The following is a 22719-nucleotide window of genomic DNA, read 5'->3' on the forward strand; positions in this document are numbered from 1 at the left end:
CGCCCGTGAGCCCTGGCAAGTTGTCCCTTCCAGTGTGTACAGACTTCATGGGCGACCAAGATCGGGCAGCGCACAGAGGCATTTGCCGTCAGTCTCTGAGCGCTGCCCTTTCTGTTTTGTGGCGCCAGAATTGTGGTCAGCTCGGTTCCGCGCCCGCACTCCCCCCTAATCAATAGCCTTTACCAATCCACAGCGCGATTGTCTTAGTATTGAACTATCGACCTGGATGCCCTATCTGGCATTTCGAAATCGGCGGTTGCGCAAAAAAGTGCAACATGGTCTGGACCTGAGCGCACGGCGCACCACTTTCAGGCGCAGACCGGCCAATGAGTGATCAATGCCGCCCGCAGACGGCGGCAACCGGAAGGACGAGACGACGTGGCAAAAGGCGGCGCGGAGGTGCCACGGCTGGCGGGCGGTCCGGCGGGATGGATATCGGTCCTGATCCCCGCTGCCCTGTTTGCGTGGTTTGCTCAATTCCTTGGCCCCGTCGCGGCGGGCGAGACCCCTCTGATCGGCTTTGATTGGGTGCCCTCGATGGGCATCCGGATCGAGATGCTGATCGACGGCCTGTCGCTCACCTTCGCGCTCCTGATCACCGGCATCGGCACGCTGGTCACGCTCTACACTACCTCCTACCTCGGCAAACACCCGGAATATCCGCGCTTCGTCCTGTATCTGATGGCCTTCATGGTGGGCATGTTGGGCCTCGTTCTGGCCGACAATCTCATAGCCCTGTTCGTCTTCTGGGAGGTCACGACACTCTCCTCCTACCTGCTCATCGGCTTCACCTCCGACAGCGCCAAATCCCGCCGCTCCGCGCTACAGGCGCTGCTCGTCACCGCCACCGGCGGCCTTGCGCTTCTTGCGGGCATGATCGTTCTGGGGCAGGCCGCGGGCACCTACTCGCTGGCCGAAATCCGCACCATGGGCGACGCGATCCGCGATCACGCACATTACGAGGCGATCCTGGTCCTGTTCCTGGCGGGCGCCTTCACCAAATCCGCGCAATTCCCGTTCCACTTCTGGCTGCCCAACGCCATGGCCGCGCCCACGCCGGTCTCCGCCTACCTGCACTCCGCCACGATGGTGAAGGGGGGTATCTACCTGATGGCGCGGATGAACCCGACCCTGGGCGGGACCGAGCCGTGGTTCTGGGCGCTGGTCATCGCGGGGGGCTTCACCACCGTCTTCGCGTCCTTCCTCGCGATCCGGCAGACCGACATCAAACAGGTGCTGGCCTACACGACCCTCATGGCCCTCGGCGCGCTCACGCTCTTCATTGGCGCGGGCTCTTCCGATGCGATCAAGGCCGCGATGATCTTCCTCGTCGTGCATTCGCTCTACAAGGCCGCGCTCTTCCTGATGATCGGCATCGTCGACCATGAAACCGGCACCCGCGAAGCGACCGACCTGCGCGGTCTGGCCCGCAAGATGCCCATCACCTTCATCGCAGGCGCGCTGGCCGCGATTTCCATGGCGGGCATCCCGCCGTTCTTCGGATTCATCGGCAAGGAATTCCTCTACAAGGCGGGCCTTGAGGCCGATACCGCGACGCTCTGGATCACCGGCACCATCTTCGCGGCCTCCGTCCTGATGTTCGTCGCCGCCGGTATCTCTGTCGCGCGGCCCTTCCTCGGGCGCCTGCCCGAGCGGTTCAAGGATGTTCACGAAGGCCCGCTCCCGATGTGGATCGGCCCGTTCCTTCTGGGCGCTCTGTCGCTCTTTTTGGGGATCTATTCCGACATCCCCGAAATCTGGCTCGTCGGGCCCGCCACCGATGCGGTCTACGGCGCGCCCGTGTCGGTCGACCTCTACCTCTTCCGCGAGGTGAACGAGGCCTTCATCCTGTCGATGATCACCTTCGCCGTGGGCTTCTTCCTCTACCTCGGCCACGGATGGCTTCGGAAGGTCCTGGCACGGATCATCACCGCCAATCCGATCAAGTTCGATCCCGGCTGGGACCGCGTCCTCGACGGCCTCAAGGCCACCGCCGAGTTCCAGACGCGCTACCTGCAATCGGGCGTGCTGACGCGCTACGTGTTCATCATCTTCGCAACCTTCGCAGTGACCACCGGCTTCACCCTCTGGGCGCAGGATGCGTTGAACTTCCGCCTCGACCTGACTGCCGAGCTTGACGGGCTGCTCTTCAAACATTGGGCGGTTCTGTTGTTCATCACCTCGGGCGCGATCCTCACCGCGCTGACTGGCTCGCGCATGACCGCTATTGCGGCCCTTGGCGTCGTTGGCATCGGCGTCGCGCTGATCTTCATCATGTTCTCCGCCCCCGATGTCGCCATCACGCAGCTTCTGGTCGAAACGCTCGTGGTGGTCCTTGTCGCGGTCGCGATGCTCAAACTCCCGCATCTCGGCCTGCGCACGTCCGAGCCCAACCGCCCCGTGCACGCCATGCTCTCCATCGCCGTGGGCGTGGTCACGACGCTGGTGCTGGTCGCCGTTCTGCAAGATGATCTCGACCTGCGCTTGACGGAATATTTCAACGCGACGTCCTATTACGAGGCCTTCGGCTCCAACATCGTCAACGTGATCCTCGTCGATTTCCGCGCGCTGGATACCTTCGGTGAGATCGCCGTCGTCGTCATCGCCGCACTTTCGGCCTACGCGCTCCTGCGCGGCACCAGATACGGCACCATCCGCGAAGACGCCGATACCGCCGCCCCAAGCACCACGGAGGACCGCACATGATGAACTCCATCATCCTCAACGCGGCCACGCGGCTTCTGGTGGCGCTTCTGCTGCTGTTCTCCGTCTACATGCTCCTGCGCGGCCACAACCTGCCCGGCGGCGGCTTCATCGGCGGGTTGATCGGCTCCACGGGCTTTATCCTTTATGCCATCGCGCTTGGCCCCGAGGCCTGCCGCAAGGCCCTCAACTTCGAGCCGCAGAACATCGCCATGATCGGCCTCGGCATCTCGCTCGGCGCCGGCATTTACCCGGTGTTCTTCGATGATGCCTTCTTCACCGGCCAATGGTGGTTCATCGGCGACCGCGCGACCGGCGATTACCTCCCGATATCCTCGGTGCTGTTCTTCGATATCGGCGTCTACCTCGTCGTCTTCGGCTCCATCCTGACCCTCGTTCTCGCGCTGGAGGAGGAAGTCTGATGGAACTGCTTGTCGCGATCATGGTCGGCGTTCTCGTCGCCGCCGCCGTTCACCTGATGCTGGCGCGCAATGTCCTGCGTTTCCTCTTCGGCCTCGTCCTTATCTCCAACGCCGCGAACCTGACGATCTTCGTCGGCGGTCGCCTGACCCCGGAAAGCCCGCCGCTGATCCCCGATGGCGCCACCGCGCCCGCTGCCGATGTCGCCAACGCCCTGCCACAGGCGCTGGTGCTGACCGCGATCGTGATCGGCTTCGGCCTCTTCGCCTTCGCCCTCACACTGGTCTACCGCACCTACCAGAACCTCGGCACGCTCAACTCCGACGAGATGCGCCTGGCCGAACCGCCCGAGGCCAAGGCAGACGCCGCCAAACAGGTCGCCGAAAAGCAATATATCGCGCGGGACACCCAATCATGAGCTGGATCCTCGCAGCCCCCATCATCATCCCCTTCGCCACGGCCGTCTTCGCGTTCCTGTTCCGCCACGGCCCCGAAGGCCGCTGGCTGTCGGTGATCGGCTCTGCCGCACTTCTGATCGCCTCCGTCATCCTGATGATCGAGGTGCTCGACCAAGGCGTCGTCGCCGCGCAGATGGGCCAATGGGGCGCGCCCTTCGGGATCACGCTCGTCGCCGACCTGCTCAGCGCCGTGATGGTCGTGATCACCGGGATCACCGGGCTGGCCGTCGCCGTCTATGCACTCGCCGATGTCGAGGAACGCAAGGAACAACTGGGCTATCACGCGCTTTACCAGGTGCTGCTTGCGGGCGTCTGCGGCGCGTTTCTGACCGGCGACTTGTTCAACCTCTACGTCTGGTTCGAGGTCATGCTGATCTCGTCCTTCGGCCTGCTGATCCTCGGCGGCACCCGCCAACAACTCGACGGCGGCATCAAATACGTGACGCTGAACCTGATCTCGACGATCCTGTTCCTCTCGGGCGTGGGCCTGCTCTACGGGATGACCGGCACGCTCAACATGGCCGACCTGCACGGCGCGGTCCAAGAGGTCGAAAACCCCGGCCTGCTCGTCGTCGTCGCCGTCATGTTCATGATCGCTTTCGGGGTGAAGGCGGCGGTCTTCCCGCTCTTCTTCTGGTTGCCGGCAAGCTACCATACCCCGGCCATTTCCGTCTCGGCGATCTTCGCGGGGCTCCTGACCAAGGTCGGCGTCTACGCCCTGATCCGCATGTTCACGCTCGTCTTCACCACCGACATTGCCTACACCCACACGATCCTTTTGTGGGTCGCGGGCTTCACCATGGTCACCGGCGTTCTGGGCGCAGCGGCGATGAACGACTTCCGCCGCATCCTGAGCTTCCACATCGTCAGCCAGATCGGCTACATGATCCTTGGCCTGGCACTGTTCACCCCGCTCGCACTCGTCGGCGCGGTCTTCTACCTCGTCCACCATATCATCGTGAAGGCCAACCTTTTCCTCGTCGCAGGTGTCGCGCGCCGCATCGCAGGCTCCACCGAGCTGAGCCAGATCGGCGGCCTCTACAAGACCGCGCCGCTTCTGGCGCTCCTGTTCCTGATCCCGGCCTTTTCGCTGGCGGGCTTCCCGCCGCTTTCGGGGTTCTGGGCCAAGTTCGTCCTGATCAAGGCCGCACTGGAAGACGGCGGCTATTTCATCGCCTTCATCGCGCTGGCCGTGGGCCTGCTGACGATCTACTCGATGACGAAAATCTGGGGCAATGCGTTCTGGAAACCGCATCCCTCGGGGATCGAACCGAAACTCTCAAGCCTGCCCGCCAAAGACCGCGCCGCCCTTCTCACCCCCATCGCGGCGCTGGCGCTTCTGACCTGCATCATCGGCCTTTTCCCCGAGCCCTTCGTGCAATTCGCCACCCGCTCCGCCGAACAGCTCCTGAACCCGGAAATCTACGTCCAGACCGTCCTCGGCACGGGCCCGGAGGCTGGCCAATGACATGCAACATGCCGCATCTTTGGGCCCTGAAAATGCACTGCCCGACCTCCACATACGGGAAGGCCTGCCCATGAATATCTTCGGCCTCAACATCGCCCTCGCCGTCGCTTGGGCCGCGCTCACCGGCGAAATCACCCTGGCGAACCTGCTCGTGGGTTTTGCGCTCGGCTCCGCCGCGCTTTTCGTCACCCGCCCGCTCTTTCCGGGCTGCGATCGCTATTTCAAACGCACCTTTCGCTGGATCCGCCTGATCATAACCTTCCTTTGGGAACTCATCGCTTCGTCGGTGCAGGTCGTCTTCGACGTGCTCACCCCGCAGCATATGGCGCGCCCCGGCATCGTCTCCGTCCCCCTCGACGTGAAGGACGAAATGACCGTCCTGGTGCTGACGAACTACATTTCTCTCACCCCCGGCACGCTCAGCCTTGATGTGACCGAGGATTGCAAAACGCTCTATATCCACGCCATGTTTGCCGACGATCCAGACGAGATCCGCCGTCAGATCAAGGAAGGCGTCGAGCGTCGCGTGAAGGAGGCCATGGAATGAGCCCGATCCTTGCCACCGCCGTGGACGTGTCGTTCATCCTCGTGATGCTCGGCGTCGTGGGCGGATTCATCCGCCTCGTCAAAGGCCCCAGCCTGCCGGACCGCGTCGTGGCCCTCGACATGATGACCGTGCTCATCGTGTCCTTCTGCGGCCTCTACGCAATCCTCAGCGAACAGACCGCCTTCGTCGATGTCGCCATCGTCGTCGCCGTGATCGGCTTTCTCGCCACCGTGGCGCTGGCCCGCTACGTTGAACGTCGACAGCACCGCTACGACGGCTCCACGCCCGTCACCGCCCCTGGTGCCAAGAAACAGGAGCCCGAGACATGATCGCCGAATACATCATGGCCGCGCTGCTGATCCTTGGCGGGTTTTTCTGCTTCGTCGCGGGCCTCGGCGTGCTGCGCCTGCCCGACGTGCTCATCCGCATGCACGCCTCGACCAAGGCGGGTACCCTGGGCTCCGGCCTGATCCTCGTCGCGGTCGCGATCTTCTTCGCCGATACCGGCACGATCACACGCGCCGTGGCGACGATCCTGTTCCTGCTGATCACGGCGCCCGTCGCCGCGCATATGATCGGGCGCGCTGCGTTCAAGGCCCGTGTGCCGCTCTGGAACACCAAACTGGAAGAGGGTGCCGAGGAAAAGCTCTCGCGCTAGAACCGCGCGCCTCGGCCGCGCCCACGCCGCGCAGCGATCAAACCCCGTTCAGATGCACGCATATGCATTCTCCCGAACGCAGTCCGGCCTCAGGTCTGGAGGAAATCATGCCGCCCATCGGGCCGGATCGCGCAGCAGGTCAAGCGTCCGGTGTTCCACGCCCCGGTGTCTGTCGCAATCCGCCCTTCGAGGGCCAGCGGGGCCGCCATCTCGGTGTGGCCATGGGCGATCCACAACCCGTCTCCGCGCGGCGCGCTATCAAATTCGGGATGCCCCCAAAGCATCACACGCGCCGTCTGGTCCTCCATCGCGTGGCCGGGATCAGCGCCCGCATGCACCACCCAAAGGTTGCCCGACCGGTACGACAGCGGCAGCGCCCTGACCCAATCGAGCAGGCCCGCAGGAAGCCTGCGACGCAGCATTTCGGCGGCGGCGGGCAGGGCATTGTATTGGGTGTTGCCCTCCAGATCGGATGTTGCCACGCCAAAGCTGCGCAGCGTCTCCGCCGCCCCTGCGCGCAGCCAACGAGGCCCGCGCGTTGCCGGATCTTCGAGGAAATCCAACAACATACGCTCGTGGTTGCCCATCAGGCAGGTGACGTTGTCGGGGAAGGCGTCCGTCAACTCGCGCAACCGGTCGAAAACCACGGCGCTGTCTGGGCCAAGGTCGATGTAATCGCCCACAAAGACCAGTTTCGGATTGTTCGCAAGCGTGCCGCCGATATGGGCGTCGATCAGTTCCAGCATCTGTTCGAGAAGGTCGGCGCGCCCGTGGATGTCGCCGATCACATAGGTCGGCCTTTCGGGGCAGGGCAGGTCCTCAACCTCCGCAACCGCAGGCTCCACGCCCGCCTGACCCTTACGCCCCCAAAGGGATTTTACCGACCTCAACATGGACTACAGGTGCGATGTCGACGGGACTTTGGCAAGGGGGAAAGCGGGGCTCAAAACGCCGAAACCGCTCAGTCTTGCGCGCGCAGGATCCGCGCCGGGCGCACGTTCAAAGGCCGTATCGCAAAGGCCAGGCCCGCCAAAAGCGTCGTGATAGCCCCCCCAACCACAATGGCAGCCGCGGAATAGGGCTCGAAGACGTAGTCCGTGTCCATCACGAAGGTCATCATCGCCCATCCGCCAACCGCGCCTGCGAAGATCGCGACCAGCCCCGCCGCCGCCCCCATGAGCGCCGCGCGCAACGCGAAAGAGCGCAGGATCATCCCGCGGCTCGCGCCCAGGGTTTTCAACACCGCCGCCTCGAACACGCGCCCCCGCTCGCCCACCGCTGCCGCGCCCACCAACACGATGAACCCGGTCAGAAGCGTGGCCAGCGCGGCATAGGACGTCGCAGACGCGATCGAGCGCAGCGCTTGGGCCACCTGATCCAGCGCATCGCGCACCCGGATCGCGGTGATGTTGGGGGCCGCGCCCGCGACATCGCGCAGGATTTGCGCCTCCGCCGCCTCTTCGGCGTAGACGGTGGCGATATGGGTGTGCGGCGCGCCCGCCAAGGCCGCTTCGTTCATCGTCAGAATGAAGCCGATCCCGGCATTCTCGAAGGAGACATCGCGCAGGGCAACAATTTCGGCCTCGATATCGCGGCCGAGAATGTTGACGGTGATCGTATCGCCCACGCCGATCCCGATCTCCAACGCCTCCTCGGCGGCGAAGGCCACGCGGGGCGGGCCGGCGTACCCCTCGGGCCACCATGCGCCATCGACGATTTCCCCGGCAGGCGGGGCCCCGGCCATGTAGGTGACGCCCCGGTCGCCCTGAATAACCCAATGATCTCCCGCCACGTCCCGGGCGCGGGTGCCGTTGATCTGCGTGATCACCCCGCGCAGCATCGGCGCGGTCTCGACGCGGCTGACCTGCGGGTCGCCTTCGACGCGGGCAAGGAAGGGATCAAGCTGATCGGGTTGAATATCCACGAAGAAATAAGAGGGCGCGACCTCCGGCAGGTTCTGCTGGATCGCACTGCGCAGGTTGGTGTCGATCTGCCCGATGGTCGCCAGAACCGAAAGGCCAAGACCCAGCGACAGCACAACCGATGTCGTCTCCGAGCTAGGCCCGCCGATGGCGCCAAGCGTCGTACGCAGGGTCGAGCGCCCGCGCACCAGTCGACTGCGCGCCAGGACCCGCGACAGCATCCGGATCAGCATGGCCGCCAGCGACAGGACCAGAAGAGCCGCAAAGATGCCCCCCGCCGTGCCAAGCGCCAGTGTCGGCACCCCCGAAAACGCCACCGCGGCCCAGACCAATCCGCCCGCCAGAGCAAGGATCACCAGCAGGTAAGGCCAACGCGGCCAGCCCTTCGCCGGGGCGGTCGCATCGCGAAACAGCGCTGCGGCGCGGACCCGTTCCGTGCGCGCCAGTGGCCAGAGCGTGAAGATCAGAGCGGTCAAAATGCCGTAGAGCGCGGCCTCGGCAAGAGGGGCGGGATAGACGCTGATTGCGACGGGCACCGGCAGTTGCGCCTCGATCAGCGGGCCAAGTGCAATCGGCGCCAAAGCCCCGAGGCTGAGGCCAAGAACGATCCCGACCAGCGTCAGAAGCCCGACTTGCATGAAGTAGGCCGCGAAGATCGTGCGGCTTTCGGCGCCCACCGTCTTGAGCGTCGCGATGGTCGCCGTCTTGCGATCGAGATAGGCCCGCACGGCCGCCGCGATACCAACCCCGCCGACGGCCAATCCGGCGAGCCCGACAAGCACCAGGAACGCCCCGATCCGCTCGATGAATTCGGCGATGCCGGGTGCGCCGTTACGCGCGTCGCGCCACCGCGCGCCGCTGGCCTCGAACGCCTGCGCCTCCTGCTCCAGGGCTGCAAGATCCGCGCCATCGGGCAGGGCGAGGCGGTACTGGCTCTCAAACAGGGTGCCTGGCTGCAGAAGGCCCGCGCCCTCCAAACCTTCAAGGGACACGATGGTGCGGGGGCCCAACCCGAAGCCTGACGCCGCGCCATCGGGTTCATCGGTCAGGGCCGCGCGCAGTTCAAAGGCCTGCGTGCCAAGGCTGAACGTATCGCCGATCTCCAGCGCCAGCCGGTCCATCAACAGCGGCGCCATGACCGCCCCGGGCAGATCGCGCAACGCAAGCGCCTCGGCCATCGACATCGGCGGATCAAGGCCCGCTTCGCCATAAAGCGGCCAGGCATCATCTACGCCGCGCACCTGCGTCAGGCCGCGTTCCACCGGATCGCGGTCCACAACGACCATGGAGCGGAAGTCGACGGTCTCCGACACGGCCAGCGCAACGCCATCCATAAACGCGCGCTCTTGCGCGTCGGCAAAGCGGTAGGTGAACGACATCTCGGCGTCACCGCCCAAGATCACCGCGCCCTCGCGCGCCATGCCTTCCTCGATCGAGACGCGGACCGAGCCGACCGCCGCAATCGCGCCGACCCCGAGGGCAAGGCAGGCGAGGAACACGCGGAACCCCGTAAGGCCGCCCCGCAATTCACGCCGCGCAATGCGCCAGGCCAGGATCATCGGCGAATGCCCATGTTCCAGGGCGGCTGATCGGTGGCCAGCAAGGCCTGCATGGTTTCGGTCGCGGCCATGGGATCGTTCCAGCGGTGAATATAGACACCGATATCCGCGCCTTCCAAGAGCGCCTGACGCGCCATTGGATGGGGGCGGTCGAGCACCGTTTTCAGCCATCCATACCGGATGTAGCGGATTGCCCCGCGTTCCAGCGACAGCCGCCCCTCGGCCTTTGCATCGCGTTCGACAAAAGCGACGATGCCTTGCGGATCATCGTGGGTGGGCTGGTCGAGGGAGACCCCCTGACCATCGAGCACAAGGGCCCCAAGCCCTTCATATCGCCAACGTCTGTTCATTCTGCTGCGTCTTGTAACATCGGATCGATCCGCCCGTCGCGCAGGCGCACCTCGCGGTCGCATCGGGCGGCAAGGTCTTGCGCATGGGTGACAAGGATCAAGGTCGCGCCATGCCGGTCGCGCAAGGCCATCAACAGCTCCATGATTTGCGCACCGGTGGCACCGTCGAGATTTCCGGTCGGCTCATCGGCCAGCAGGATGTCGGGCCGCGGCGCGGCGGCCCGGGCGAGCGCCACGCGCTGCTGCTCACCGCCGGACATCTGGGCGGGGTAGTGGCCCAACCGGTGGCCCAGACCCACGGCCTGCAATTCGGCCTCCGCGCGGTCGAACGCATCGCCATGACCGGCCAGTTCCAGCGGCGTTGCCACGTTTTCCAGCGCGGTCATGGTCGGGATTAGGTGGAAGCTCTGGAACACCACCCCCATATGATCCCTGCGAAACCGGGCCAGTTGATCCTCGGTCATCGCGGTCAGATCATGGCCAAGTGCCGTGACCGTTCCGCCGGTGGCCCGTTCCAACCCGCCCATCAGCATGAGGAGAGAGCTTTTGCCCGACCCCGACGGCCCCGTCAGCGCCAGCGTATCGCCGCGCGCGACGTCCAGCGTGATGCCATGCAGGATGTCCACCCGCCCCGCATTGCCATCCAGCGTCAGGCGCGCTTCGTTCAGCGAAAGGATCGGATCCATGGGGCGTGGCCTTTGGTGTGCGTGCTCTTCGGCATATGGGGCGGCGCGGCGCGCAAGCAAGCCAGCCCTGTTGGGCTTTGTAAGCTTCCTCGCGGCGGCCGTGCCCGCCGCAGCGCAGGACGTTGTGATCGCCGCGCTGGGTGACAGCCTTACGCAGGGCTACGGTTTATTGCAGGAAGACGGCTTCGTGCCGCAGATGGAGGGCTGGTTGCAGGCCCGCGGCCATGACGTGCGCCTGATCAATGCGGGCGTGTCCGGCGACACCACGGCAGGCGGCCTGGCGCGCGCGGCCTGGACCTTGACCGAGGAGGTCGACGCGATGATCGTCACGCTCGGCGGAAACGATCTGCTGCGTGCCATCCCGCCCGAGGCCAGTCGCGCCAATCTGGCCGGCATCCTTGATGTCGCGACCGGGGCCGGGGTCGAGGTCTTGCTGGTCGGCATGTCCGCGCCCGGCAATTACGGCCCGGACTACAAGCAGGCCTTTGACGCGATGTACCCGGATCTGGCCGCACAATACGGTACGCTTTACGCCGAAAGCTTCTTTGCGGGGTTCGAGGCGATGACTGAGTCGGATCCCGCAGCACTTTCGGAGGTGATGCAGTCGGATGGGATCCATCCCAATGCCGAAGGCGTTGCCCTGATCGTGGAGGCACTTGGGCCGCAGGTGGAGGCGTTGATCGTGGCCGCGCAGGCGGAATGAGCCCCCAAAGCGAACCAAAACGAAAACAACACTTGACCGACCGAACATGAAGTGAAAGCACGCGATCAACACACGCGGAGCGGGCACCATGGCAGAGACCTACGATCTTTTCGTTATCGGCGGTGGCATCAACGGCTGCGGCATTGCTCGTGATGCGCAGGGGCGCGGCCTGAGCGTTGCGCTCGCAGAGATGGAAGACCTCGCGGGTGCGACCTCAAGCGCGTCGACGAAATTGTTCCACGGCGGGCTGCGCTACCTGGAGTATTTCGAATTCAAGCTGGTCCGTCACGCCTTGAAGGAACGCGAGACCCTGCTGCGGGCGATGCCGCATATTTCCTGGCCGATGCGATTCGTGCTTCCCTTGTCGAAGGACATGCGGTTCGACAATTCAACGCCGACATCACGCATCCTGACGGCGGTGATGCCCTGGATGAAGGGTCGCCGCCCCAACTGGCTGATCCGGCTTGGCCTGTTCCTCTATGACAATCTGGGCGGGCGCAAAATCCTTCCGGGCACGGCGACGATTTCGTTGGACGACACGCCGGAAGGTGCGCCGTTGCAGGACCGGTTCACCAAGGCCTACGAATATTCCGATTGCTGGATCGAGGATTCGCGGCTTGTTATTCTGAATGCGCGCGATGCCGAGCAACGTGGCGCAAAGATCATGGTGCGCACCAAGGTCCTCAGCGCCGCGCGCGAGGGTGAGCTTTGGCGGATCGAGATGGATGGCGAGGGCGCGGGCACCGTTTACGCCCGGGCCTTGGTCAATGCCGGCGGGCCCTGGGTCGCGGATGTGGTGCGCAACGTGGCGCGGCAGAACTCGTCCGAAGGGGTGCGGTTGGTGCGTGGCTCGCACATCGTGACGCGGCGGCTGTTCGATCACGACAAATGCTATTTCTTCCAGGGCACGGATGGGCGGATCATCTTCGCGATCCCCTATGAGACCGATTTCACCCTGATCGGGACCACCGATGCCGAACATCCCGGCGACCCGCGCGAGGCCAGCTGCACGCCCGAGGAACGCGATTACCTGCTGCGCTTTGCCAATGAATATTTCAAGCAGACGCTCACCGCCGAGGACGTCGTCTGGACCTATTCCGGCGTTCGGCCGCTTTATGACGACGGCGCGAAATCGGCCACCGCGGCGACCCGCGACTATGTGCTGTCGCTGGACCAAGCCGGGGCACCGATGCTCAGCGTCTTTGGCGGCAAGATCACCACCTACCGCGTTTTGGCCGAGGACGCCTGGGACAAGCTTGCGCGGTTCTTTCCGCAGGCGGGCGACAAATGGACGGCGGGCGTGCCATTGCCCGGTGGCGATTTTCCGGTCGATGGGGTACAGGCACAGATCGGCGCGTTGATGGTGGCCTATCCGTTCCTGAATGACGCCTGGGCCCGGCGGCTGGTGCGCGCCTATGGGACCGAGGCGAAGGATATCCTGGCGCGGGCGGACAAGGCCGAGGATCTGGGCCTCGCGTTCGGGGCCACCCTGACCGAGGCCGAAGTGCGCTGGTTGATGACCCGCGAATATGCGCGCAACGCGGCCGATGTGGTCTGGCGGCGCTCGAAGCTGGGGTTGCGGATGACGGCGGATCAGATTGCGACGCTCGACGCCTTCATGGCCGAACAGCGCCAAGCCACATGACAAGGCGCGTGCCTTGACCTTGCGGGCAAACCCGAGATCAATGGCTGCAACGCTCGAATGTGAGGGACGGCACCGATGACCAACTGGTACTATGCGGAAGACGATGAGCGCCGCGGCCCCGTCGAAGAGGTAGAGATCCAGCGCCTGATCGCCACAGGTCAGATCGCAGATGACACGCTGGTTTGGCGTGACGGCCTGGAGGGCTGGGAGAATGCCGCGCAACATTTCGCCTTCGGCAGTTCGGCGGTGCCACCGCCGGCAGCCAGCGGCCCGCCGCCCCCGCCCGCGCCGCCGCGCGTTGGGACCGCCCAAGCCGACCGAGCCCCGACCGATCAGATCGGCCCCGATGGCCTTTACATAGGCGCCCCATCCCGGTCTTTCGGGGAGGCGATCCGGGTCTGTTTCTCGAAATACGTGACGTTCAGCGGCCGGGCCAGCCGTTCGGAATACTGGTTCTTTGTCCTGTTCCTCGTGCTTGCGGGGATCGGCGCGACGATCATTGATGCCATCTTGTTCCCCGGCTCCCTGACGTCGGAAACCGGCGGCCCGTTCAACGCCGTGCTCTCCCTTGCAACGCTTCTGCCGTCGCTCGCCGTAAGCTGGCGCAGATTGCACGATACGGATCGATCAGGCTGGTGGATCGGCGGTTACCTGATCGCGACACTTGTGGTTGCCCTATTCTTGGGGGCGACCCTGGCGGGTGGCGTCGTGGAAACCACCTTTGTCTTCTTCGGACTGATGGGCATCGTCGCCATCGGGTACATTATCTTGTTGCTGGTGTATTTCTGCCAACGCGGCACGCCCGGGCCCAACCGTTTCGGATAAGGAAGCACCATGACCCAGATACTTGCCATCGACCAAGGCACGACCTCGTCGCGGGCCATCGTCTTCGACGCGGACCTGCGCCCCAAGGCCAGCGCGCAGCAGGAATTCACGCAGCATTTCCCGGCCTCGGGTTGGGTCGAACATGACCCAAACGAGATCTGGGATACGGTTCTGGGCACTTGCAAGGATGCGCTTGCGCAAGGCGGCCCTGTGGCGGCCATCGGCATCACCAACCAACGCGAAACCGTCGTCCTGTGGGATCGCGAGACCGGCGAGCCGGTCCACAAGGCCATCGTCTGGCAAGACCGCCGCACCGCCGATCTCTGCGCGCGCCTCAAGCGTGACGGGCACGAGGCGATGGTGCGGGAGAAGACCGGCCTGCTCCTGGACCCCTATTTCAGCGGCACGAAACTGGCGTGGCTGCTCGACAATGTCGATGGTGCCCGGGAAAAGGCCGAGGCCGGGAAACTCGCCTTTGGCACCATCGACAGCTTCCTGATCTGGCGGCTGACCGGCGGTGCGCGGCATGTGACCGACGCCACCAACGCGGCCCGCACGCTGCTTTACAACATTCGGGACGGGTACTGGGACGACGACATTCTACGGCTTCTCAACATCCCCGCCGCGATCCTGCCTGAGGTGCTCGATTGCAACGCGGATTTCGGCGAAACCGCCCTGCTTGGCGGAACGATTCCGATCCTCGGCGTCGCCGGCGACCAACAGGCGGCGACCGTTGGGCAGGCCTGCTTTCAACCCGGCATGCTGAAATCGACCTATGGCACCGGCTGCTTTGCGCTGCTCAATACCGGCGATACGCTGGTCGCGTCGCAAAACCGGATGCTTGGTACCATCGCCTACCAATTCGACGGCACGCCCACCTATGCGCTGGAAGGGTCCATCTTCATCGCGGGCGCGGTGGTGCAATGGCTGCGCGATGGGCTTGGGATCATCGACGCCGCCCCCGACACCGCCCCCCTCGCGGCGCAGGCCGACCCGGCGCAGACGCTCTACATGGTGCCCGCCTTCACCGGCCTCGGCGCGCCCTATTGGGACCCGGACGCGCGCGGCGCGATCTTTGGCCTCACGCGCAATTCCGGCCCTGCGGAATTCGCCCGTGCCGCACTGGAAAGCGTCGGGTTCCAGACCCGCGACCTTCTCGAAGCCATGGCCGCCGATTACCCGGGTGAAACCGGTACCGTCCGCGTGGATGGCGGCATGACCGCGTCGGATTGGACGATGCAGTTTCTGTCCGACATCCTCGGCGCGCCGGTTGATCGGCCCGAGGTGTTGGAAACCACCGCTCTCGGCGCGGCCTGGATCGCTGGCAACCGTGCGGGCATTTACCCCGATCAGGCCGCCTTCGCCGCCCGGTGGGCGGTGGACCGCACCTTCGAGCCTCAGATGGACGACGCGACCCGCGCCACCCGCTATTCTGGCTGGAAAGACGCTATCGCACGGACGTTGAGCAACCATGGAACATAACCTTCGCATCGCCGCCGCGCAGATGTGCTCGGCCAACAGTCACGCGCCGAACATCGCCACGATGCAAGCTTTGGCCGCGGATGCGAAAGGGCAGGGGGCCGAAATGTTGGCCCTGCCCGAGGTCTCTGGCCTGATGAACGCCAACCGCGCCGTGTCGCAAACGCAGGTGGTCGCGGCCGAAGCTGATCCCTTCATTGCCGCCTGTCGCGAGGCCGCGGTGCAACACGGGCTGTGGCTGCATTCGGGCTCAACCCCCGTGCTGGCCCCGGATGGCCGCTTCTTCAACCAATCAACGTTGATCGACCCCGGCGGCGAGATCCGCGCGACCTATAATAAACTGCACCTGTTCGACGTTGATGTGCCCGGCGCGACCTTCAAGGAATCCAAGGCCTTTGCGCCGGGCGATGCGGCTGTTCTGGCCGAGACGCCCTGGGGGCCGATGGGCCTGACGATCTGCTACGACATGCGCTTTCCGCACCTGCATCGCACGCTGGCCGAAGGCGGCGCGCGCGTGATCTTCAGCCCCGCCGCGTTCACCGTGCCCACGGGCCGAGCCCATTGGCATGTGCTGCTGCGGGCGCGTGCGATCGAAACCGGTGCCTATGTGATCGCGCCTGCGCAGGCGGGTCATCACGCCGATGGTCGCGAAACCTATGGTCACGCGCTTGTCGTCGACCCGTGGGGCAAGGTGATCGCCGATCTCGAAGACGGCGCGCCCAAGCTTGCGGTGGTCGATCTGGACCTGAGCCGGGTCGAGAAAACCCGTGGCCAGATCCCGAATCTCGTGAACAAGCGCGACGCCCCCCTGCGGCGGCTCTAACCCAACACCGACGCCGAGATCAGCGCCGCTTCATGGGCCTTCAAACTCACGCGGGCGGCGTTGTACATCGCGCGCCCTCTCTCGGTGCCGAGATCGGGGAATTGCGCCAGAAGATCGCCGAAAATCGCGCGGGCCTCTTGAGTGCTCACTATATCGCCGGGCTGGAAGCTCTCGGTCCAGGCCCCGTCGACGCGGATCACCTCATGGGCGTCGCACATCACGTGTATATACGTGACCCGTTCGCACCGGTGGGCAACGTCAATCCCCGGCAGATGCGTCAGGTGCTTGGCCCGCACCAAAACCTGCGCCTCGCCGAACAATAGCTCGGCGTTGACCCCTTCGATCAGCATGCGATGCTGCGGCGAGACGTCCATATCGCGGTTCGGCAGACCATCGCCCAATGCGCCCTTGCGGATACGGACGGGCCGCAGATGCGGTGCGGCCGAAAGATCTGATTGCGTCAGGTGCTTGCGCCCGATCCAGCGGATCGCCTGCAGGCCTGCGTCGCGCGTCCGGATCAGGTCGCCGACGCGCAAATCCTCGACCTTGAAGGTGCCGCGTGCCACCTCAACCCGGCTTCCCGGCGTGAAACAGGGGATCACCGTCTCGATATTGGTGAAGGTCAGCGTGGAATTGTCGCTGAAGATGACGGTGCCGTTTTCCGGGTTGCCACTGTCGTAGATGATGGTCGCGCCGTCGTCGCCAAGGAACAAGGTGTCGTTGTCGTCCCCGCCCTCGCCGCCGTCGATTACGTCGCCCGAGGATCCGATAATGTAATCCGCGTCGTCGCCCGCATTCACACTATCCGCGCCGTCGCCGGTCGTGATGCTGTCCGCGCCGGACCCGCCGAGGATGGAGTCGTCGCCGTCGCCCCCATCAAGCGTGTCGTTGCCGAAATCACCCGACAGCGTGTCATCGCCAAGCCCGCCTTCAAGGCTGTCGGCGCCGCTGCTGTCAAAGACCTGCGTGGCGCCGTTGGGCGGCGCCTCATAGACCTGCAGAATATCGCCCGAGCCCGGATCCAGAAGGGCCCAGTTCGTCTGCGTGGTCGAGGCGCTGGTGAAGGCGTTGCCCGATGGGATGGTGATGACCGACACCAACGCGCCGCTTGCGTCGATCTGCGCCAGCTCGACCGCGTAGGGGCTGTCGTTTTGGAACGTGACCGACGTGGCGGTTCCGCCGCTGCCCGATGGGACCGTTGCCGGATCAAGCGCCAACTGGTCACCGAACAGCACGTCATCGCCTGCGCCACCGTCCAGCGTGTCGTCGCCTTGGTCGCCATGCAGAACGTCGTCGTCAAATTCGCTGGCGGTGAAATGCACATCGGTCAGGAAGACAACCTGTCCACCGGTGCTGTTGTTCTCATAGATGACTTCGAATGCGGTGATCGGACCCGCGATGTTCACCAGGACCGAGCCATTCGCCAGGTTCGGATCGTCGCCCGTCGGGCCACCCGTCACGGTCTGCCCGGACACGATGTCGTCGCCTGCGGGCGTCAGGGTCACCGCGACCGGATCGCCGTTCGCATCGAAGGCGTTGATCGTCAGAACATCAATCCAGGAGCCGCTGTCGACATCGTTGACCCGGAATGACACGTTGGTCAGCTCCGCGTCGCTGTTGAAGGCGACGGTGGTCACATCCGGCCCGCCGTCACCGCCCAGGGCAAGGCCGGACCCCGTCGCGAATGGCTCGGTCGCGCCTGCGGTGTATTGCGTCGTTGTCGAGACGGCCGATTGCTGCAACGCCCCGTCATCGGTGATCGAAACCGTAATATTGGCCAGGCCGGTATCTTGCGTGAAACCGCTCAAAAGATCGGTCCCGTCGGCGCCTTCCGCGACCCAGCTGAGGTTCTCCACACTGCCCGTCGTCAGCGCGCCGCTTGGGCCGCCGACCACGCTGTCGTTGCCGTCGCCCGCAAAGACCGTGTCATCGCCGCCCCCGGCTTCGATCACATCCTGATCACCGCTGGTGCCAAGCGTGCCGTCGCCATTGTCGACTTGTTCAAGGTTTTCATCGACATAAGCGCTGTCGATTACATCGTTGCCGGCCGTACCCGAGACGATCCCGTCCGGGCCGCCGTTCACGATCAGCTCTTCGATGCCGGTGAAGCTGGCGGTTGAGCCGTCGTTGAAAACAACTGTGCCGTTCTCGCCGTTGCTGGGGTCGAAGATCACTTCGGCCACATCGTCCACGATGAGCTGGTCGGCCGTGTCCGTGCCGCCTTCGCCGCCGATCACCACATCGCCGCCCGACGCCGTGATTGTGTCGTTGCCGTTGCCCCCGTTGAGCGTGTCGGCGCCGGCGCCCCCCGTCAGTATGTCAAAGCCACTGCCCCCGAACAGGCTGTCGTCGCCCGCGCCGCCCTCCAGTGTGTCGGCCCCGCCACCCCCATCGAGCGTGTCATTGCCGTCCTCGCCGAACAACGCATCGCCTCCCGAGCCGCCTTGCAGGTCGTCCTGCCCGTCGCCGCCGCGCAGCGTGTCATTGCCGCTGCTGCCGATCAGTAGGTCATTGCCCGACCCGCCGTCGAGGCTGTCGTTGTCACCGCCCCCGGTCAACACATCGTCCCCGAAGCCGCCGATCAGCGTATCGTTCCCTGCTTCGCCAAACAGCTCATCGTCATCGGTTGGCACCGCATCGAAGGCCACATCGGTGATCAAACCCAACTGACCCGACGTGCCGCCGTTTGCATAGATGATCTCGACCCGCGCGACCGGTCCCGCAATCTCGACCAGAACCGACCCCAACGGATCGCTGGCCGCAGTCGCGCCGGGGCCCGCCGTCACCGTGTTGCCGCTGACCGTGTCATTGCCCGCGGGCGTCAGCACGACCGGGATCAAATTGCCCGCCGCGTCATAGGCGTTGACGGTGAAGATGTCCTGCCAACCGGACTGGTCGATGTCTTGCAGCCGGAAGGCGACATTCTCGACCTCATCGGCAAAACCCGACCCGCCCACAGCCGAAAAGTTCAAATCCACGGTCCAGACTGCCGCGCCGCCATTGCCCTGCAAGGCGAGGTTGGAATTCGGATTGTAGGTCTCGCCACCCGCCACATAAGTCGCCGAGGTGGAGACGGCCGCGTTCGTCCCGGCGCCGTCATTCGTGAAGCTTACGGCAACGTCGATCCCGCCGGTGTCCTGCGTGAACCCACCCGCAACCGAGGTGCCATTGCCGCCTTGCGACGTCCAGTTCAGGTCAAGCGGCGTCGGCGCCAGGCTTGGCGCACCGCCGTCGATGATGTCATCGCCCGCGCCACCGGTGACGGTGTCGTTGCCGGACCCGCCGGTGATGCTGTCTGCGGTGCTGGTACCGGTCAGCGTGTTGTCGGACGCGTTGCCATTGATTGTCGCCATGGGGCCTGCTCACTCCGGCTTCTTTGAGCCGCTGGTGTTCTTATTGATGCAATTTTAATCAGATTTGCATGACCCGAATGGGGCAGGACCCTAACGAAATATGGCGAAACGTGGGTTTTTTGCGCGGCGTGGGTCGGCTCACGCCGCCGACAAGGCCGCCTGTGCATCTTCCAGGATCAGATCCGAGGCCTTCTCGCCGATCATGATCGCAGGCGCGTTGGTGTTGCCCGAAACGATTTCGGGCATGATCGAACAATCCGCGACCCGCAGGCCCGAAATCCCGTGCACGCGCAGCCGATCGTCCACCACCGCATCGCTTCCCTGACCCATCTTGCAGGTCCCGGTCGGGTGGTAGATCGACGCCGTGTTCGACCGCGCCCAATCCAGCGTTGCGTCGTAATCATTGATGTCGAGCGACGGGTTGGGCCGGTATTCTTCCGAGATTTTCGAGGTCAGCGGCGCGTGGCGCGCGATGGTGCGGGCGATGTTCACACCCGCCACCATGGTCCGGCAATCGGTCTCGGTCGACAAATAGCGGGGGATGATCTTCGGATAGTCGCGCGGGCGATCGGAGTTGAGCCGGATTTCGCCGCGGCTTTCGGGGCGCAATTGGCAAACCGACATCGTGAAGGCGCTGAACCGATCCGCGCCCTTGCCCGGGTTCTCTGCCGACAGGGGCTGTACGTGGAATTGGATATCGGGCGTCTCGACCGTGTCGTTGCTGCGCATGAACCCCGTGGCAAGACTGGCGGCCATCGTCATTGGACCTGCGCGAAACATGAGGTATTTCAAACCGATACGGGCCTGTCCCCAAAGGCTCGACACCTCGTCATTCAAGGTGGGCTCCGTGCATTTGTAGACCAGTCGCGCTTGCAGATGGTCCTGCATGTTCTTTCCGACACCGCCCAGATCCTGCACCGTATCGATCCCGTGCTCGGCCAGTTGCGCGGCCTCACCGATCCCCGACAACATCAGCAATTGAGGCGAGTTGATCGCCCCGCCGCACAGGATCACCTCGCGCGCGGCGCTGACGATTTGAACCGCACCGCTGCGGTCGGTGTATTGCACCCCCGTCGCGCGCGTGCCCTGCAGCCGGATCCTGTCCACCTGCGCATGGGTCACGATCTGCAGGTTGGCGCGTCCGCGAGCCGGATTGAGGTAGGCCACGGCCGAACTGCACCGCCGCCCGTTCTTGGCCGTCAGCTGAAAATACCCAACGCCCTCCTGCTCGGCCCCGTTGTAATCGGGGTTGAACGCGTAGCCTGCCGCTTGCGCTGCCGCGACCCAGGCGTCGGTGATCGGGCGCTGAATGCGCATGTTCGACACCGAAAGCGGGCCCTGATCGCCGTGATGCGCGTCGGCGCCGCGCTCATTGCATTCCGCCCGTTTGAACAATGGCAGCACATCGTCCCAGCCCCACCCGGCGTTGCCCATCTGCTGCCAGCGGTCGTAATCCTGCGGCTGTCCGCGCACGTAAAGAAGCCCGTTCAACGACGACGACCCGCCCAAAACCTTGCCGCGGGGCCATTCGATGGACCGCCCGTTGAGCCCCGGATCAGGCTCGGTCTTGTAGCACCAATCGACGTTCGGATTGTGGATCGTTTTGAAGTAGCCGACTGGAATATGGATCCACGGGTTCCAATCGCGCCCCCCGGCCTCCAGCAGAATGACCCGCGATTTTCCGTCGGCCGACAACCTATTGGCGAGCACGCAGCCCGCGCTGCCCGCGCCAACGATCACGTAGTCTGCTGAAAGGCCCGTCATTTTTTCGTTCCCCTGCACAGAATGCCAGCGCGGAAAAGATTTTCCTTGCATGCGAGACAATAAGTTGAGCAGGATTGAGACCACAAGTATCATTTTCGCGCATTATTGGGAGGTAATGGAAATGAAGGCTTCGAAAGTCCTCAGCCAGATTTCGCGCAGGGATCTGATGAAACTGACAGGCACGTATGGCCTGTCGTCGGTCATGATGGGCGCCGCGACGCTGACCGGTGCGGTGACGCTTCCGTCGCTGGCGCGCGCGGTTGAATCGACCTACGAGCGGCGTCTTGGCACGCCCGCCCGTTACGAGCTCAAGATGGGCGCTGCCGGCTTCAACGCCCGCAATCTGTTGATCGAGCGCGCTGGTGTTCTGGAATTCGCCCGCGACCTCGAAGAACGGACGGACGGCGAGATCCGCCTTGAATTCATTGGCGACAACCAGATCTGCGGGCAGCTCAACTGCCTTGAGCGCGCGCAGCTTGGCGTTGTGGATTTCTACTCCGCCTCGACCCAGAACTCCGCAGGCTCCGCGCCGTATCTGAACGTGCTGGATTACGCCTACATGTTCCGCAACCGCGCGGATCAGTACTATTTCCTCTACCACCCGGAATCGCAGCGCCTGCTGCGCGATCCGCTGGAACAGCGTCACGGCGTCAAGTTCCTGTTCAGCCATGCCGAATTGCGCGGCCTGCAGATGGGCGCCTCGTTCGAGGATCGTCCGACCGTCACCACCCTCGAAGAGCTGTTCGGCACCCGCAACCGTGTGACCGGCACGCAGCTTGGCCGGATCGCGATGGATCTGATGAACCTCAACCCGACGCCGATTGCGTGGGAAGAGACCCTCGACGGCCTGCGCCAGGGCCTCGTGGACGGCGCCGAGACATGGGCTTCGGCCGTGGCTTACGCCAATATGTCGCCCGTGGTCAGCCAGTCGGTCGATCTGCGCTTCTTCTGCGGCACCGAGCACACCGGCATGAACGCCGAGCTGTTCGACAGCCTTGAGCCGCATTTGCAGGACGCCATCATGGAATCGGCCTACTTCACGCAGGTCCATGTTCAGGCCGCCAATGAGGCCGCCTTGGTCAACACCGTGGGCTTCACCGATCCGCCGCGTCCCGGCACGATATTCGCGGAAAACAACGTCCGCGTGGCCACCCTGCCGGAAGATCAGATCCAGATGGCCCGCGAAATGTGCTCGCCCGAGTACAATCCCGAGCCCTGGGCTCAGTGGCGCGAGCGTCTCAACGGGTGGGCCGGCGGTGCCGACACCTACCAGGAGATCTTCGACATCGTCCGCGAGATCCCCGATGGGACGCTGGCCGAAAACGTCGAGCCCCGTCGTTGGTGGCGCGGCTGATC

The 22719-nt window shown here is 64.4% G+C and carries 19 protein-coding genes; 13 read left to right on the forward strand and 6 right to left on the reverse strand.

Annotated elements, in window-relative coordinates:
• Nucleotides 1-378: 378 nt before the first annotated feature.
• From V8J83_RS13330 to mnhG, 7 genes are all read left to right on the forward strand, one after another.
• Nucleotides 379-2706 (forward strand): putative monovalent cation/H+ antiporter subunit A, encoded by a 2328-nt coding sequence (locus V8J83_RS13330; protein WP_339986891.1) that lies wholly within the window; start codon nt 379-381, stop codon nt 2704-2706.
• Entirely contained in the window at nt 2703-3125 is a 423-nt protein-coding gene (locus tag V8J83_RS13335) for a Na+/H+ antiporter subunit B (RefSeq protein WP_339986892.1), read from the forward strand. Before V8J83_RS13330 ends, V8J83_RS13335 begins: the two co-directional genes overlap by 4 nt.
• On the forward strand, nt 3125-3541 hold the full coding sequence (locus V8J83_RS13340) for a Na+/H+ antiporter subunit C (protein WP_339986893.1): 417 nt from the start codon (nt 3125-3127) through the stop codon (nt 3539-3541). The genes V8J83_RS13335 and V8J83_RS13340 overlap by 1 nt, the downstream gene beginning before the upstream one ends.
• Nucleotides 3538-5049 carry a Na+/H+ antiporter subunit D gene (locus V8J83_RS13345; protein WP_339986894.1) on the forward strand — a complete coding sequence of 504 codons (1512 nt, stop codon included), beginning with the start codon at nt 3538-3540 and terminating at the stop codon, nt 5047-5049. The genes V8J83_RS13340 and V8J83_RS13345 overlap by 4 nt, the downstream gene beginning before the upstream one ends.
• A 70-nt stretch (nt 5050-5119) precedes the next feature.
• A complete protein-coding gene (locus V8J83_RS13350) occupies nt 5120-5596 on the forward strand; it encodes a Na+/H+ antiporter subunit E (RefSeq protein ID WP_339986895.1) in 477 nt (158 codons plus the stop codon).
• On the forward strand, nt 5593-5925 hold the full coding sequence (locus V8J83_RS13355; RefSeq protein WP_339986896.1) for an MrpF/PhaF family protein: 333 nt from the start codon (nt 5593-5595) through the stop codon (nt 5923-5925). Before V8J83_RS13350 ends, V8J83_RS13355 begins: the two co-directional genes overlap by 4 nt.
• A complete protein-coding gene (gene mnhG / locus V8J83_RS13360; protein WP_339986897.1) occupies nt 5922-6254 on the forward strand; it encodes a monovalent cation/H(+) antiporter subunit G in 333 nt (110 codons plus the stop codon). Before V8J83_RS13355 ends, mnhG begins: the two co-directional genes overlap by 4 nt.
• 89 nt (nt 6255-6343) lie before the next feature.
• Here the strand turns inward: mnhG and V8J83_RS13365 are convergent, their stop codons facing one another.
• The 4 genes from V8J83_RS13365 to V8J83_RS13380 form a co-directional block, all read right to left on the reverse strand.
• Entirely contained in the window at nt 6344-7147 is an 804-nt protein-coding gene (locus V8J83_RS13365) for a metallophosphoesterase family protein (RefSeq protein WP_339986898.1), read from the reverse strand.
• Nucleotides 7148-7215: 68 nt separating this feature from the next.
• On the reverse strand, nt 7216-9735 hold the full coding sequence (locus V8J83_RS13370; RefSeq protein WP_339986899.1) for an ABC transporter permease: 2520 nt from the start codon (nt 9733-9735) through the stop codon (nt 7216-7218).
• Nucleotides 9732-10085 (reverse strand): hypothetical protein, encoded by a 354-nt coding sequence (locus V8J83_RS13375; RefSeq protein WP_339986900.1) that lies wholly within the window; start codon nt 10083-10085, stop codon nt 9732-9734. The genes V8J83_RS13370 and V8J83_RS13375 overlap by 4 nt, the downstream gene beginning before the upstream one ends.
• A complete protein-coding gene (locus V8J83_RS13380) occupies nt 10082-10771 on the reverse strand; it encodes an ABC transporter ATP-binding protein (protein ID WP_339986901.1) in 690 nt (229 codons plus the stop codon). The genes V8J83_RS13375 and V8J83_RS13380 overlap by 4 nt, the downstream gene beginning before the upstream one ends.
• Here V8J83_RS13380 and V8J83_RS13385 point away from each other — a divergent pair.
• From V8J83_RS13385 to V8J83_RS13405, 5 genes are all read left to right on the forward strand, one after another.
• Nucleotides 10770-11474, forward strand: coding sequence for an arylesterase (locus V8J83_RS13385; RefSeq protein WP_339986902.1), 705 nt, complete (start codon nt 10770-10772; stop codon nt 11472-11474). The two genes, V8J83_RS13380 and V8J83_RS13385, sit on opposite strands and share 2 nt — an antisense overlap.
• Before the next feature lie 88 nt (nt 11475-11562).
• Nucleotides 11563-13119, forward strand: a complete 1557-nt coding sequence (glpD, locus tag V8J83_RS13390; protein WP_339986903.1) for a glycerol-3-phosphate dehydrogenase — start codon at nt 11563-11565, stop codon at nt 13117-13119.
• A 75-nt stretch (nt 13120-13194) separates the two neighbouring features.
• Nucleotides 13195-13944, forward strand: coding sequence for a DUF805 domain-containing protein (locus V8J83_RS13395; protein ID WP_339986904.1), 750 nt, complete (start codon nt 13195-13197; stop codon nt 13942-13944).
• Nucleotides 13945-13953: 9 nt separating this feature from the next.
• Complete coding sequence (gene glpK / locus V8J83_RS13400; RefSeq protein WP_339986905.1) at nt 13954-15426, forward strand: glycerol kinase GlpK; 1473 nt, start codon at nt 13954-13956, stop codon at nt 15424-15426.
• On the forward strand, nt 15416-16246 hold the full coding sequence (locus V8J83_RS13405; RefSeq protein WP_339986906.1) for a carbon-nitrogen hydrolase family protein: 831 nt from the start codon (nt 15416-15418) through the stop codon (nt 16244-16246). Before glpK ends, V8J83_RS13405 begins: the two co-directional genes overlap by 11 nt.
• On the opposite strand, the gene V8J83_RS13410 is transcribed toward V8J83_RS13405, so the two are convergent.
• Together V8J83_RS13410 and V8J83_RS13415 are read right to left on the reverse strand one after the other, a co-directional pair.
• Nucleotides 16243-19599 carry a Hint domain-containing protein gene (locus tag V8J83_RS13410; protein WP_339986908.1) on the reverse strand — a complete coding sequence of 1119 codons (3357 nt, stop codon included), beginning with the start codon at nt 19597-19599 and terminating at the stop codon, nt 16243-16245. The genes V8J83_RS13405 and V8J83_RS13410 overlap by 4 nt on opposite strands.
• Nucleotides 19600-19737: 138 nt before the next feature.
• A complete protein-coding gene (locus V8J83_RS13415; protein ID WP_339986909.1) occupies nt 19738-21363 on the reverse strand; it encodes a GMC family oxidoreductase in 1626 nt (541 codons plus the stop codon).
• 121 nt (nt 21364-21484) lie between these two features.
• Here V8J83_RS13415 and V8J83_RS13420 point away from each other — a divergent pair, with 121 nt between their 5' ends.
• The gene (locus V8J83_RS13420) at nt 21485-22717 is read left to right on the forward strand and encodes a TRAP transporter substrate-binding protein (RefSeq protein WP_339986910.1); all 1233 of its coding nucleotides are present in this window, start codon (nt 21485-21487) and stop codon (nt 22715-22717) included.
• Nucleotides 22718-22719: the final 2 nt, after the last annotated feature.

Origin of the sequence: Gymnodinialimonas ulvae (genome assembly GCF_037543845.1) — a bacterium.
Lineage (GTDB): Bacteria > Pseudomonadota > Alphaproteobacteria > Rhodobacterales > Rhodobacteraceae > Gymnodinialimonas > Gymnodinialimonas ulvae.